Consider the following 14225-nt stretch of genomic DNA (forward strand, 5'->3'; position numbering starts at 1 on the left):
ACGTTCGCGCACGGTTCTTGCGCGTCACACTATCGCCGCGGTTGAAAAAAGCTATGAGAATAGTTAGTTAAAATCTATTGAAGCGCTTTGCTAATAGTGTTATAGTTTTCCCCATGTGCTGTCACATCACCGTTGCAGCACCGAGGTAGCTTGACTCAGTCTTCTTCCCAACTCATACAGGAGTATCCGCATGAAAACCGTGGGCGATAAACTCGAAGCATTCACCGTCGTAGCCGCGAAGCCGGGCTTCAACAATCACGAGGAAAACGGCCAGTCGGCGTTCGAGACCGTCACCGAAGCGTCGTTCCCGGGCAAGTGGAAGATCATCTACTTCTATCCGAAGGATTTCACGTTCGTGTGCCCGACGGAAATCGTCGAATTCGCCAAGCTCACGAAGCAGTTCGAAGAGCGCGACGCCGTCCTGCTCGGCGGCAGCTCGGACAACGAATTCGTGAAGCTCGCATGGCGCCGTGAGCACAAGGACCTGGACAAGCTGAACCACTACTCGTTCGGCGACGTCAAGGGCGAGCTGATCGACCAGCTCGGCGTGCGCGACAAGGAAGCCGGCGTTGCGCTGCGCGCGACGTTCATCGTCGACCCGGACAACACGATCCAGCACGTTTCGGTGAACAACCTGAACGTCGGCCGTAGCCCGGAAGAAGTCCTGCGCATTCTGGACGGCCTGCAAACGGACGAACTGTGCCCGTGCAACCGTGCAGTCGGCGGCGCAACGCTGTAAGCGCATCGATGCACGAAGCCCGCGGCGCACGTCCTGCCTGCGGGCTTTTTTAACGGCCAACCCATAGGAGATATCAATGGAATTCATCGACTCGATTAAGGCACGTATCCCCGACTACGCGAAGGACATTCGCCTGAACCTCGACGGCACGATCTCGCGCTCGTCGCTCGAAGGCACCGATGCGGTCGGCGTCGCGCTGGCAGCGGCGGTCGCGGCGAAGAGCACCGTGCTGGTGAAGACGATCCGCGAAGCCGGCGTGCTGTCGCCCGAAGAGACGCATGCCGTGCTGACGGCCGCCGCGCTGATGGGGATGAACAACACCTGGTATCCGTATGTCGAGATGGCCGACGACGCCGACCTGAAGACCCAGCGCGCCGAGCTGCGGATGGGTGCGTATGCGTCGCACGGCGGCGTCGACAAGCGCAGGTTCGAGATGTACGCGCTCGCCGCGTCGATCGTCGGCAAGTGCCACTTCTGCGTGAAGTCGCACTATGCGCTGCTGAAGAACGAGCAAGGGATGACGACGACGCAGCTGCGCGACGTCGGCCGCATCGCGTCGGTGATCAACGCCGCCGCGCAGGTGATCGCCGCCGAAGGCGAGTAACCGGCCGCCGGCGCCGTCAAACGAAAATGCCACGCGTTCGCGTGGCATTTTTTCATTCCGGCGGCGCAACGCGCACGCCGCTTCGCGACGCCGTCAGGCGCCCTGCTTCACCAGCAACGCCGCGGCCTGCGCCTCGATGCCCTCGCCGCGGCCGAGATAGCCGAGCTTCTCGTTGGTCTTCGCCTTCACATTCACGCGCTCGAGCGGCAACCCGAGATCGGCCGCGATGTTCGCGCGCATCCCGTCGATATGCGGCGCGAGCTTCGGCGCCTGCGCGATCACGGTGCTGTCGACGTTCTGGATCGTGAAGCCGGCCGCCTTCACGCGGGCGACGCATTCGCGCAGCAGCACGCGGCTGTCCGCGCCCTTGAACGCCGCATCGGTGTCGGAGAAATGGCGACCGATGTCGCCCAGCGCCGCCGCGCCGAACAGCGCGTCGGTGATCGCGTGCAGCAGCACGTCGGCGTCCGAATGGCCGAGCAGGCCGCGCTCGTACGGAATCGTCACGCCGCCAATGATGAGGGGGCGCCCCGACACGAGCTGGTGCACGTCGTAGCCTTGTCCGATTCTGAAGTCCATGCGTATTCCGGTTGAGATAAGGTGAAAGTCAGGAAGCGTTCGCGGGGCGCGCGAGAATCGCTTCCGCGAGCGCGAAATCTTCCGGGTACGTGACCTTGAAGTTGCGCAGGCTGCCCTGTACGACGCGCGGCGTATGGCCGGCCCATTCGATCGCGCTGGCCTCGTCGGTCAGGTCGTGCCCGTCGCGCTGCGCGCGCAGGATCGCGTCGCGCAGCATGCCGATGCGGAACATCTGCGGCGTCTGCGCCTGCCACAGCGCGTCGCGCGACTCGGTGCGCGCGATCGCGTCGCCGCCGGCCGGCACGCGCTTGAGCGTATCGGCCACCGGCAGCGCGACGATGCCGCCGACCGGGTCGTCCTTCAGCGTCGCGACGAGCGTGCGGATCAGCGCCGGCGTGATACCCGGGCGCGCGGCGTCGTGCACGAGCACCCAGTCCTGGTCGGTCGCGCCGAATTCGGCCAGCTCGAGCAGCCCGTTCAGCACCGATGCCTGCCGCGAGCCGCCGCCGCAGCGGCGCACCGCGAAGCGCAGGCCCGCGAAGCGGCGCGCGTCGAAGTGCGTGTCGTCGGGCGCGAGGACGACGAGCGTCTGCGCGAATTCGCTGCACGCGTCGAACGCGGCGAGCGTGTAATGCAGCAGCGCGCGGCCGGCCAGCGTGCGATATTGCTTCGGCACGGCCGAACCGGAACGGCTGCCCGTGCCGGCACAGGGAATCAGGGCGAAAAGTCGGGGAGTCACGAAAGAAAAACGCCGGAAAGGTGAAATCGAGAAGCGGATTTTATAATAGGTCTTTCGTCTCGACCGGCGCACCGCGATGCGCCCGTGCCCGCCACCCCTGCCGTCCCTATGCCAGACAACGCTTCCACCCCGTTCGCCTCGCCCGTCGCCCGCGTCAAGCCGGGCCAGCGGTTCGCCTTCGACGGCGCGCACGGCTCCGCCGACGCGCTCGCCATCGCCCGCTATCTCGCCGACAACCGCGACGCGGTCCCGCTCCTTGCGGTGATCTGCGCGAACGCGGTGGACGCGCAGCGGCTGTCGCAGGAACTCCGCTACTTCTCCCCCGATGCGCGCGTGCGCCTGCTGCCGGACTGGGAAACGCTGCCGTACGACACCTTCTCGCCGCACCAGGATCTCGTCTCCGAGCGACTGGCGACGCTGCACGACCTCGGCGAGGGGCGCTGCGACATCCTGCTGGTGCCCGCGACCACCGCGCTGTACCGGATGCCGCCCGCGTCGTTCATGGCCGCGTACACGTTCGCGTTCGCGCAGGGCGAACGGCTCGACGAGGCGAAGCTGAAGGCGCAGCTGACGCTGGCCGGCTACGAGCACGTGAGCCAGGTCGTGCGGCCCGGCGAATACTGCGTGCGCGGCTCGCTGATCGACCTGTACCCGATGGGTTCGCCGCTGCCGTACCGGATCGACCTGTTCGACGACCAGGTCGACTCGATCCGCGCGTTCGATCCCGATACGCAGCGCAGCCTCTATCCGGTGCGCGACGTGCGCCTGCTGCCCGGCCGCGAATTTCCGTTCGACGAAGCTGCCCGCACGGCCTTTCGCAGCCGCTGGCGCGAAACCTTCGAAGGCGACCCGAGCCGCGCGCCGATCTACAAGGACATCGGCAGCGGCGTGCCGTCGGCCGGCATCGAGTATTACCTGCCGCTGTTCTTCGACGAAACGGCCACGCTGTTCCACTACCTGCCGCAGGACGCGCACCTGGTGTTCGCCGGCGATCTCGAAACGTCGATCCGCCGCTTCACCGCCGACACGAAGCAGCGCCACGCATTCCTGTCGCACGATCGCGAGCGGCCGATCCTCGAACCGCAGCGCCTGTTCCTGTCGGACGAGGATTTCTTCGCGTTCGCGAAGCCGTTCGCGCGCGTCGTGCTGCCCGCGCAGCCGGCCGGCGGCTGGGCGACCGGGCTGCCCGAGCTGACGGTCGATCGCCACGCCGACGATCCGCTCGCCGCGCTGCGCACGTTCGTCGAATCGTCCGGCAAGCGCGTGCTGCTGACCGTCGAATCGGCCGGCCGCCGCGAAACGATCCTGCAACTGCTCGCCGAACATCACCTGCGACCGTCGTCGAACGACGACTTCGCGAGCTGGCTCGCAAGCGACGCGCGCTTCGCGCTCGGCGTCGCGCCGCTCGCGAGCGGCTTCGCGGTGCCGGGCGAAGGCTATGCGCTCGTCACCGAAACCGAGCTATACGGCGCGCTCGGCCGCCGCGCGGGGCGCCGCCGGCAGGAGCAGGCGAGCAACGTCGACGCGATGGTGCGCGACCTGTCGGAGCTGAAGGTCGGCGACCCGGTGGTCCACGCGCAGCACGGCATCGGCCGCTACATGGGCCTCGTGTCGATGGATCTCGGCGAAGGCGAAACCGAATTCCTGCACCTCGAATACGCGGGCGACAGCAAGCTCTACGTGCCGGTCTCGCAACTGCACGTGATCTCGCGCTACAGCGGCGCCGATCCCGACAGCGCGCCGCTGCACGCGCTCGGCTCGGGCCAGTGGGAGCGCGCGAAGCGCAAGGCCGCGCAGCAGATCCGCGACACCGCCGCCGAGCTGCTGAACCTGTACGCGCGCCGCGCGGCCCGCGAAGGCCATGCGTTCGCGCTCGAGCCGCGCGACTACGTGAAGTTCGCGGAAAGCTTCGGCTTCGAGGAAACGCCCGACCAGGCCGCGGCGATCGCGGCCGTGATCGGCGACATGACGAGCGGCAAGCCGATGGACCGCCTCGTGTGCGGCGACGTCGGCTTCGGCAAGACCGAAGTCGCGCTGCGCGCCGCGTTCATCGCGGTGATGGGCGGCAAGCAGGTCGCGCTGCTGTCGCCGACCACGCTGCTCGCGGAGCAGCACACGCAGACCTTCGCCGACCGCTTCGCGGACTGGCCGGTGCGTATCGTCGAGCTGTCGCGTTTCAAGACGACCAAGGAAGTGAACGCGGCGATCGCGCAGATCAACGAAGGCAGCGTCGACATCGTGATCGGCACGCACAAGCTGCTGTCGTCGGACGTGCAGTTCAAGCGCCTCGGCCTCGTGATCATCGACGAGGAGCACCGTTTCGGCGTGCGCCAGAAGGAAGCGCTGAAGGCGCTGCGCGCGGAAGTCGACGTGCTGACGCTCACCGCGACGCCGATCCCGCGCACGCTCGGGATGGCGCTCGAGGGGCTGCGCGACTTCTCGGTGATCGCCACCGCGCCGCAGAAGCGACTCGCGATCAAGACCTTCGTGCGCCGCGAGGAAGAAAGCGTGATCCGCGAGGCGATGCTGCGCGAACTGAAGCGCGGCGGCCAGGTGTACTTCCTGCACAACGAGGTCGAGACGATCGAGAATCGCAAGGCGATGCTCGAGGAACTGGTGCCCGAAGCGCGCATCGCGATCGCGCACGGCCAGATGCACGAGCGCGAACTCGAACGCGTGATGCGCGATTTCGTCGCGCAGCGCGCGAACGTGCTGCTGTGCACGACCATCATCGAGACCGGCATCGACGTGCCGAGCGCGAACACGATCATCATGCACCGCGCGGACAAGTTCGGCCTCGCGCAGCTCCACCAGCTGCGCGGCCGCGTCGGCCGTTCGCACCACCAGGCCTATGCGTATCTGCTGGTCCACGATCCGCAGGCGCTGACCAAGCAGGCGCAGCGCCGGCTCGAGGCGATCCAGCAGATGGAGGAACTCGGTTCGGGCTTCTATCTCGCGATGCACGACCTCGAGATCCGCGGCACCGGCGAGGTGCTCGGCGACAAGCAGTCGGGCGAGATCCACGAGATCGGCTTCCAGCTTTACACCGACATGCTCAACGACGCGGTGAAGGCGCTGAAGAACGGCAAGGAGCCCGACCTCACCGCCCCGCTCGCCGCGACGACGGAAATCAACCTGCATGCGCCCGCGATCCTGCCGGCCGACTACTGCGTGGACGTGCAGGAGCGGCTGTCGCTGTACAAGCGTCTCGCGAACTGCGAGCACGGCGACGCGATCGACGGCATCCAGGAAGAACTGATCGACCGCTTCGGCAAGCTGCCGCCGCAGGCGCACGCGCTCGTCGAAACGCACCGGTTGCGGCTGGCGGCGAAGCCGCTCGGCATCGTCAAGATCGACGCGAGCGAGATCGCGATCGGGCTGCAGTTCGAACCGAACCCGCCGATCGACCCGATGCGGATCATCGAGATGGTGCAGAAACACCGGCACATCAAGCTCGCGGGCCAGGACAAGCTGCGCATCGAGACGCGCTCGCCCGATCTCGCGATCCGCGTGTCGACGATCAAGGAAACACTGCGCGCGCTCGCGCCGCGTCCGGGCGCGACCAGCGCGGCGCGCTGACGGCGCGCGGCGATGCTGCACCGCACTGCGCCGGGCGAAGGCGGGCCGGCGCGTTTTTGAGTATGATTTTCCCATTCCTCTGACGGAGTTTTGCCATGTCCACTCTCGACGCGACGGCCCCGCCCGCCGCCGACCAAGGCGACGCTTCGCTCGTCGGCCTGCCCTGGATCAAGCAGTTGGTATCGATGGACACGACGAGCCGCGTGCCGAACCTCGGCCTGATCGAAACGGTGCGCGACGCGCTGGCCGCGAAGGGCATCGTGTCGACGCTCACGCACGATCCGCGCGAAGGCTGGGCGAACCTGTTCGCGACGGTGCCCGCGCACGACGGCTCGACCGACGGCGGCATCGTGCTGTCGGGGCATACCGACGTCGTGCCGGTCGACGGCCAGCAGTGGGACAGCAACCCGTTCGCGCCAGAACTGCGCGACGGCCGCCTGTACGGCCGCGGCACGTGCGACATGAAGGGTTTCATCGGCACGGCGCTCGCGCTGCTGCCCGAGATGCAGGCGACGAAGCTCGCGCAGCCGATTCATTTCGCGCTGTCCTACGACGAGGAAATCGGCTGCGCCGGCGCGCCGCTGCTGATCGCCGATCTCGTCGAGCGCGGCGTGAAGCCGTCCGGCTGCATCGTCGGCGAGCCGACCAGCATGCGCCCGATCATCGCGCACAAGGGCATCAACGCGTACCGCTGCTGCGTGCGCGGCCACGCGGCGCACTCGTCGCTGACGCCGAAGGGGCTGAACGCGATCGAATATGCGGCGCGCCTCATCTGCCACATCCGCGACATCGCCGACCGCTTCCGCGCCGAAGGCCCGTTCGACGACCTGTACGACGTCCCGTTCACGACCGCGCAGACGAGCACGATCCAGGGCGGCAACGCGATCAATACGGTGCCGGCCGAATGCCGGTTCGACTTCGAGTTCCGCAACCTGCCGACGCTCGATCCCGAGCAGATCTTCACGCGCATCGAAGCGTATGCGCGGGAAACGCTGCTGCCGCAGATGCAGCGCGAGCATCCGAACGCCGCGATCGAGTTCTCGAAGATCGCCGCGGCGCCGGGGCTCGACGCAACCGAACAGGCCGCGATCACACAGCTCGTGCGCGCGCTGACGGCCGACCAGGACAAGCGCAAGGTCGCCTACGGCACCGAGGCCGGCCTGTTCGAACGCGCGGGCATTCCGAGCATCGTCTGCGGGCCGGGCAACATCGAACAGGCGCACAAGCCGAACGAGTATGTCGAGCTCGCGCAGCTCGCGGGCTGCGAGCAGTTCCTGCGCAAGTTCATCCGCAGCATGTCGGTCGACGCACACTGACCGCCCGCCCACGCCGGCCTGCGCGAGCGGGCCGGCTCACTCGCGCCACACGCCACGTCATGTCGACTGAACAACAGGGCACAGCCCATACGACGATCGACGGCGAGCCGATTCCGACGCTCGACGAAATCGCCGCGCAGCATTTCGCATTGTCGCCGTGGGTCGCCCGCACGCCCGTGTTCGAGCGCGCCGACCTGCCGTCCCTCGAAGGCACGCACGTCAATTTCAAGTTCGAGCTGCTGCAGGCGAGCGGCAGCTTCAAGGCGCGCGGCGCGTTCACGCATCTGCTCGCACTCGACGAAGCGCGCAAGAACGCCGGCGTCACCTGCGTGTCGGCCGGCAATCATGCGGCCGCCGTCGCGTATGCGGCGATGCGGCTCGGCAGCAGCGCGAAGGTCGTGATGTTTCACACCGCGAGCCCGACGCGCATCGCGCAGTGCAAGCAGTACCGCGCGGAAGTCGTGCTCGCCGGCAGCGCGTCGCAGGCATTCGACCTCGTGCGGCGGATCGAGGCCGAGGAAGGCCGCTTCTTCATCCATCCGTTCAACGGCTATCACACGATTCTCGGCACCGCGACGCTCGGCTACGAATGGGCGACGCAGACGCCCGATCTCGACGCCGTGATCGTGCCGATCGGCGGCGGCGGGCTCGCGGCCGGCATGGCGACCGCGCTGCGGCTCGCGAATCCGCGCGTGCACGTGTACGGCGTCGAACCCGAAGGCGCCGACGCGATGAGCCGCAGCTTCGCGGCCAATCACACGATCAAGATGAGCGCGATGCAGACCATCGCCGATTCGCTGATGGCGCCGCATACCGAGGAATACAGCTACCAGCTGTGCCGACGTCATGTCGACCGCATCGTCACGGTGTCCGACGACGCGCTGCGCGCGGCGATGCTGTTCCTGTTCTCGCACCTGAAGCTGTCGGTCGAACCGGCGTGCGCGGCGGCGCTCGCGGCGCTGCTCGGCCCGCTGCGCGAAACGCTGCAGGGCAAGCGGGTCGGCGTGCTGCTGTCGGGCACCAACACCGACCCCGCCACGCTCGGCATGCATCTCGCGCACGCGAAACTGCAGCGCTGACCTCCCGCGAAGCACTCAGGGTTATCCCCAGTTTATGTTGACAGCCCTGTTGATAACCCGCCGGACAAACACGCAAGTGGTTGAACGCGCAGCGTTTTGCGCGCGCGAAGGGCGCCGGACGCGAAATAGGCAGATTCCGCCACCGAACGCGCGTCCCGCCGCGTGGCGGCAGCGCTCGCGGCAGATCATCGGCGCTGCCGCGATCGCGCTGCTCGCCGGTTGCGCGGCCCCGCCCTCGCCCGTCGCCAACACTGTCGCCCCGCTCGCCTGCACGCAGCCCGACGCGCATCGCATGTTGCAGGCCGACCTGCTGTTCGGGCGCGATATCGCCGGACGCGGCCCCGTCACCGACGAGGAACGCACCGCCTTCCTTGCCGACGTCGTCACGCCACGCTTTCCGGACGGCTTCACGGTCTGGGACACCCGCGGCCAATGGCGCGATCGCGCCACCGGCCGGACCATCCGGGAAACGGGCTTCGTGGTCCGTATCGTCGCCGACGATACGGCCGATACGCGCGCGCGGCTCCAGGCGATCCGGCACGCGTACGTCGAGCGCTTCCGGCAGCAGTCGGTCGGCATCACCATCGTGCCGGCCTGCGCATCGTTCTGAGTCGCACGACACGGCTTTCATTCGACGCCGCATAAAAAAACGGGCGCCCGAAGGCGCCCGTCGCATGCGAAACATCCGAGTACCGCTTACTTGCTCTCGAACATGTCCATGATCTGCTGCTTCTCCTGCGGCGTGACGGGCGGCGGTGCGAGGCCCGCCGCGCCGGCCGAGCCGAGCGCATCGTTCGCGCTGATCGCGTTCGCGGCCGGGTTGATGTCGACGCTCGCGACGAAGCCGTTGCCCGGCGTGCGATCGGCGTAGTACAGCTCGCCGTCGATCGTCGTCAGGCCGTCCGGCATCGGCATCTGCTGCTCGGGCACGCCGTTCAGCGCGGTGCGCATGTAGTTCACCCAGATCGGCAGCGCGAGCTGCGCGCCGAATTCGCGGCTGCCCAGGCTCTTCGGCTGATCGAAGCCCATCCACGCGACCGCGACGAGCGACTGCTGGTAGCCGGCGAACCAACCGTCCTTCGCATCGTTGGTCGTACCCGTCTTGCCCTGCAGGTCGCCGCGGCCGAGCGCGTTGGTGCCCGCACCGGTGCCGGCCGTCGCGACCGTGTGCAGCAGGCTGTTCATCACGTACGCGTTGCGGCCTTCGATCGTGCGCGGCGCCGTGCCGCCCGCGACCACCGGCTGCGACTTCTGCAGCGGCTGGCCGCGCGCGTCGTCGACTTCGGCGATCAGGTACGGATCGACCTTGTAGCCGCCGTTCGCGAATACCGCGTAACCGGTCGCGAGCTGCAGCGGCGTCACGAGACCCGCGCCGAGCGCCATCGGCAGGTAAGGCGGCGTCTTCGCCGGATCGAAGCCGAAGCGCTGCGTGACGTACTGCTGCGCATACTGCGTGCCGATCGATGCGAGGATCCGGATCGACACGAGGTTCTTCGAGCGCTGCAGGCCGGTGCGCATCGTCATCGGGCCGTCCGGCTGGTCGTCGTCCTTCGGCTCCCACGCGGTGCCGCCCGGCACGCTCGGCGGGAAGTACAGCGGCGCATCGTTGATGATCGTCGCCGGCCCGAGCCCCTTGTCGAGCGATGCCGAATAGATGAACGGCTTGAACGACGAACCCGGCTGGCGCCACGCCTGCGTCACGTGGTTGAACTTGCTCTTGTTGAAGTCGAAGCCGCCGACGAGCGAGCGGATCGCACCGTCCTGCGGTGCGAGCGCGACGAGCGCGCCCTCGACCTGCGGCAGCTGCACGACCTGCCAGCCCGTCTTGCCGTCCTTCGTCACGCGCACGATCGAACCCGGCTTGATCCGCAGCGTCGCGTTCGCACGCGGGCTCAGCGCGGCCGACACGAAGCGCAGCCCGGCCGCGCCGATCGTCGTCGTCGCGCCGCCGACGAACTGCACGTCGACCGCGTTCGGCGACGCCGTCAGCACGACGGCCGACTGCAGGTCGCCGTTGTCCGGGTGATCGGCGAGCGCGTCGTCGATCGCCTCGTCGCGGTCGTCGCCGGCCGCCGGCAGGTTGATCGAGCCTTCCGGCCCGCGATAGCCGTGGCGGCGCTCGTAGTCGAGAATGCCGCGACGCACGGCCTGGTACGCCGCTTCCTGGTCGGCCGAGTTGATCGTCGTCGTGACGGTCAGCCCGCGCGTATAGGTTTCGTCCTTGTACTGCTGGTACATCATCTGCCGCACCATCTCGGCGACGTACTCGCCGTGCACCGCGTACTGGTTGCCCGGCGTGCGCACGTGGATCTCTTCCTTCACCGCCTCGTCATATTGCGGCTGCGTGATGTAGCCGATCTCGAGCATGCGCTTCAGGATGTATTCCTGGCGCACCTTCGCGCGTTTCGGATTGACGACCGGGTTATACGCGGACGGCGCCTTCGGCAGCCCCGCGAGCATCGCCGCTTCCGCGAGCGTGATGTCCTTCAGGTCCTTGCCGAAATACACGCGCGCGGCGGCCGCGAAACCGTACGAGCGCTGCCCCAGATAAATCTGGTTCATGTACAGCTCGAGGATCTGGTCCTTCGTCAGCGCCTTCTCGATCTTGTACGCGAGCAGCATCTCGTAGATCTTGCGCGTGTAGGTCTTTTCGCTCGACAGGAAGAAGTTGCGCGCGACCTGCATCGTGATCGTGCTCGCGCCCTGGCGCGCGCCGCCGTGCAGCAGGTCGGCCACGCCCGCGCGCAGGATGCCGACGAAGTCGACGCCGCCGTGTTCGTAGAAGCGGTAGTCCTCGATCGCGAGCACCGCCTTCTTCATCACGTCGGGAATGTCCTGGAAGCGCACGAGGCTGCGGCGCTCTTCGCCGAACTCGCCGATCAGCACGTGGTCGGCCGTGAACACCCGCAGCGGCACCTTCGGCTGGTAGTTGGTCAGCGCATCGAGCGACGGCAGCTGCGGCGCCATCACGACGAGCGCGTAGCCGACGATCAGCGCGCCGACGACGGCGAGCGTCGCGAACAGGCCGACGAACCACAAAGCGACGCGCGAGCCGAACGAGCGGCGGCCACTGCCCCCGCCTCCGCTGCGCGGCGTGCGACGGTCGTTGTCGCCGTTGTCGTCATCGGGGTAATAGGCTCCCGAAGGCGAACGGCGCAACGTGTAGTGGGGTTCTTTCCGGTCGGAAGAAGAAGACGGTCGTTTGATGATTGGCATGTCGGAATGGCGGGCGTACATGGCGCCCTCGGATGCATGCGGAAATGCAAGCGGATGAATCAGAGTGGGTGCATCGCGGCAACTGTCACGTCGACAGACCCCGCCGCGCGGCGATCCGTTCCCGCGACGTGACAGCGCATTTTAATGAAATCGACCGATCGGCTTCGCGATTTTTTGTAAAAATTCCCGCACGATCGTGAATTGCGGAACGTATTGGCGGCATCCTCGACCTATCATGGACACGCACCCCATGCGTGCCGGCGGCCTTCCTTTCAAATGCGAAAGGTCGGAACGACGCGCACGCACGCTGCTTGAACTTCGGCGCTTAAGCCGTATTTAAGGGGCCGGCGGTGTAATATCCGCCGGCTCTGGCGGACCGCAACCGGTCCGCGGCGAGCACTGCCGCGCTGACGCGGCGTTTTTCAACCACGGAGGATTTCATGTCGCTTTTCGACTCTGTTTCGCGCACGATCAAAGGCCTGCTGAACGATGCGGCCGACTCGGTACAGGATCCGTCGCGCGACGCACGGCAGATCGTGCGGGAGCTCGACGACAGCATCGGCCGTGCCGAGAATTCGCTGATCGAAATCGAAGCACAGGTCGCGACCCAGCGCAGCAAGCGCGATGCGGCCGACGACAAGGTAAAGAAGTACGAAGACGGCGCGAAGCGCGCACTGCAGTCCGGCGACGAAGCGCTCGCACGCGAGGCGCTCGCCGCGCAGTCGAATGCGGAAGCCGAACGCGATGCGCTCGCGGCCGAGCTGACCACGCTCGAACCGTCGGTCGACAAGCTGAAGGGGCAGATCGCCGACATGCGTCAGCGCCGCAACGACCTGAACGCACGCTCGAACATCCTGCAGGCCAAACAGGAAATCGCGCAGGCGAAGGACGTCGCGGCCAGCGCGCTGGGCGGCATCGGCGGCAAGAACCTGTCCGAAGACTTCCAGAAGCTGGAAGACAAGGTCGCGCTGCAGAACGCGCGCTCGGACGCCCGCCTGAATTCGGCCGACACGTCGAGCGGCAAGGCGCTCGACGACAAGCTCGCCGCGCTGAACAAGGGCCCGTCGGTCGAGGATCGCCTCGCCGCGCTGAAGAAGCAGCTCGACACGCCCGCGCAGTAACGGCAACCGCGCCGCGGCCCGACCGGGTTCGCGGCGCGCACCGATCGTCAGGAGACGGGCGCGCGCGCCCGGTTCGACCATGAAGAAATCTCTCGCCGCACTCGGCTTTTCGCTGATGTTGCTGTCGTCCGCCGCATTTGCGGTACCGTCGCTGCAGCAAGTCGAGCAGTCGATCGCACAGCGTGACTGGCAGAACGCCGACACGCAGCTCTCGCAAGTCATCGACGCCCATCCGAACAACGCGCATGCGCGCTACCTGTACGCGCAGGTGCTGGACCGCGAAGGCCGCGCGTCCGACGCACTGACGCAGCTGCAGCGCGCGAAATCGCTCGATCCGCAATTGCGTTTCACCGACGCGTCGCACTTCGCCCAAACGGAATCGCGCATCCGCGCGGACGCTGCACGCACGAGCGGCAACGCGCCGTCGGCCACCCAGTCCGGCTCGCTGCAATCGTCGCTCGCGCCGGCCGCGCCGGTCGCCAAACACGGCCCGTCGACCGGCATGTGGATCGGCCTCGCGCTGCTCATCGCGATCGTCGCGCTCGTGCTGCGCTGGACGCTGCGCCGCGCGCGCTCGGCCGACGACAGTCGCGCGGACGACGAACGCCGCTCGCAACTGAAGCGCGCCACCGACGTGCTCAACGACATCCGCCCGCTCAAGCTCGATGCGCGGCTGTCGACCGCGGCCGGCGCCGCCGCGCTCACGGGCGAGCTCGAAGGCATCGAGACCGATGCGCGCGGGCTCGTCGAAGCGCTGGCGAACGGCAAGAATCCGGTGCCGCCGTATCGCATCGACGAACTCGAACAACGTCACGCGAGCGTGAAGGCGCGCGTCGAAGGACGCCCCGACCCGAGCGCGCAGCAGAACGGCAACGGCTCGGTGTACGCGCAGGAAGCCGATCGCGTCACCGGCATGCAAGGCCAGCCGTATCAGCAGCAACCGTACCCGCCGCAACAGCAGCCGACCGTCGTGGTTCAGCAAGGCGGCGGCTTCGGCGGCGGCATGGGCGGGCTGCTGACCGGCGTGCTGCTCGGCGAAGCGATGTCGGGCGGCCGCGAGCGCGTGGTCGAGCGCGACGTGATCGTCGACGACCCGCGCCGGCGGCAGGACAACGGCCAGGGCTTCGACCTCGGCCGCGGCGACGACGCCAGCTGGAGCGACGGCAACGGCGGCGGCGGTGTCGATCTCGGCAGCAACGACGACGGCTGGACCGACGACAACAGTTGAGCATCACGAACGCGGGCGTCGACGC

At 67.4% G+C, this 14225-nt stretch carries 11 protein-coding genes; 8 read left to right on the forward strand and 3 right to left on the reverse strand.

Features of this window, described 5'->3' with window-relative positions; genetic code table 11:
- The first annotated feature begins 190 nt into the window (after positions 1-190).
- Positions 191-739 carry a peroxiredoxin gene (locus DCN14_RS24625; RefSeq protein WP_006478563.1) on the forward strand — a complete coding sequence of 183 codons (549 nt, stop codon included), beginning with the start codon at positions 191-193 and terminating at the stop codon, positions 737-739.
- 76 nt (positions 740-815) lie between these two features.
- Positions 816-1343, forward strand: coding sequence for a carboxymuconolactone decarboxylase family protein (locus DCN14_RS24630; RefSeq protein ID WP_096503187.1), 528 nt, complete (start codon positions 816-818; stop codon positions 1341-1343).
- A 93-nt stretch (positions 1344-1436) separates the two neighbouring features.
- On the opposite strand, the gene ispF is transcribed toward DCN14_RS24630, so the two are convergent.
- Positions 1437-1922, reverse strand: coding sequence for a 2-C-methyl-D-erythritol 2,4-cyclodiphosphate synthase (gene ispF / locus DCN14_RS24635; RefSeq protein ID WP_096503189.1), 486 nt, complete (start codon positions 1920-1922; stop codon positions 1437-1439).
- 28 nt (positions 1923-1950) lie between these two features.
- On the reverse strand, positions 1951-2661 hold the full coding sequence (ispD, locus tag DCN14_RS24640) for a 2-C-methyl-D-erythritol 4-phosphate cytidylyltransferase (RefSeq protein ID WP_096503191.1): 711 nt from the start codon (positions 2659-2661) through the stop codon (positions 1951-1953).
- Positions 2662-2769: 108 nt separating this feature from the next.
- Between ispD and mfd the strand changes: the two genes are divergently transcribed.
- From mfd to DCN14_RS24660, 4 genes are all read left to right on the forward strand, one after another.
- Complete coding sequence (gene mfd, locus DCN14_RS24645) at positions 2770-6240, forward strand: transcription-repair coupling factor (RefSeq protein WP_096503193.1); 3471 nt, start codon at positions 2770-2772, stop codon at positions 6238-6240.
- Between the two features lie 95 nt (positions 6241-6335).
- The gene (gene argE, locus DCN14_RS24650; protein WP_096503195.1) at positions 6336-7556 is read left to right on the forward strand and encodes an acetylornithine deacetylase; all 1221 of its coding nucleotides are present in this window, start codon (positions 6336-6338) and stop codon (positions 7554-7556) included.
- 59 nt (positions 7557-7615) lie between these two features.
- The gene (locus DCN14_RS24655; RefSeq protein ID WP_096503197.1) at positions 7616-8635 is read left to right on the forward strand and encodes a threonine/serine dehydratase; all 1020 of its coding nucleotides are present in this window, start codon (positions 7616-7618) and stop codon (positions 8633-8635) included.
- A 76-nt stretch (positions 8636-8711) separates the two neighbouring features.
- Positions 8712-9245: a DUF3574 domain-containing protein gene (locus DCN14_RS24660; protein WP_346265280.1), complete on the forward strand. Its 534-nt coding sequence runs from the start codon at positions 8712-8714 to the stop codon at positions 9243-9245.
- An 86-nt stretch (positions 9246-9331) separates the two neighbouring features.
- On the opposite strand, the gene DCN14_RS24665 is transcribed toward DCN14_RS24660, so the two are convergent.
- Positions 9332-11851 (reverse strand): penicillin-binding protein 1A, encoded by a 2520-nt coding sequence (locus DCN14_RS24665; protein ID WP_162826241.1) that lies wholly within the window; start codon positions 11849-11851, stop codon positions 9332-9334.
- A 440-nt stretch (positions 11852-12291) separates the two neighbouring features.
- On the opposite strand from DCN14_RS24665, the gene DCN14_RS24670 reads away from it, so the two are divergent.
- Both DCN14_RS24670 and DCN14_RS24675 read left to right on the forward strand, forming a co-directional pair.
- Complete coding sequence (locus DCN14_RS24670; RefSeq protein WP_059233905.1) at positions 12292-12972, forward strand: PspA/IM30 family protein; 681 nt, start codon at positions 12292-12294, stop codon at positions 12970-12972.
- Between the two features lie 79 nt (positions 12973-13051).
- Positions 13052-14200: a tetratricopeptide repeat protein gene (locus DCN14_RS24675; RefSeq protein ID WP_096503203.1), complete on the forward strand. Its 1149-nt coding sequence runs from the start codon at positions 13052-13054 to the stop codon at positions 14198-14200.
- Positions 14201-14225 lie beyond the last annotated feature (25 nt).

It is taken from the genome of Burkholderia sp. IDO3 (assembly GCF_003366075.1).
In the GTDB taxonomy this organism is placed as follows: Bacteria; Pseudomonadota; Gammaproteobacteria; order Burkholderiales; family Burkholderiaceae; genus Burkholderia; species Burkholderia anthina.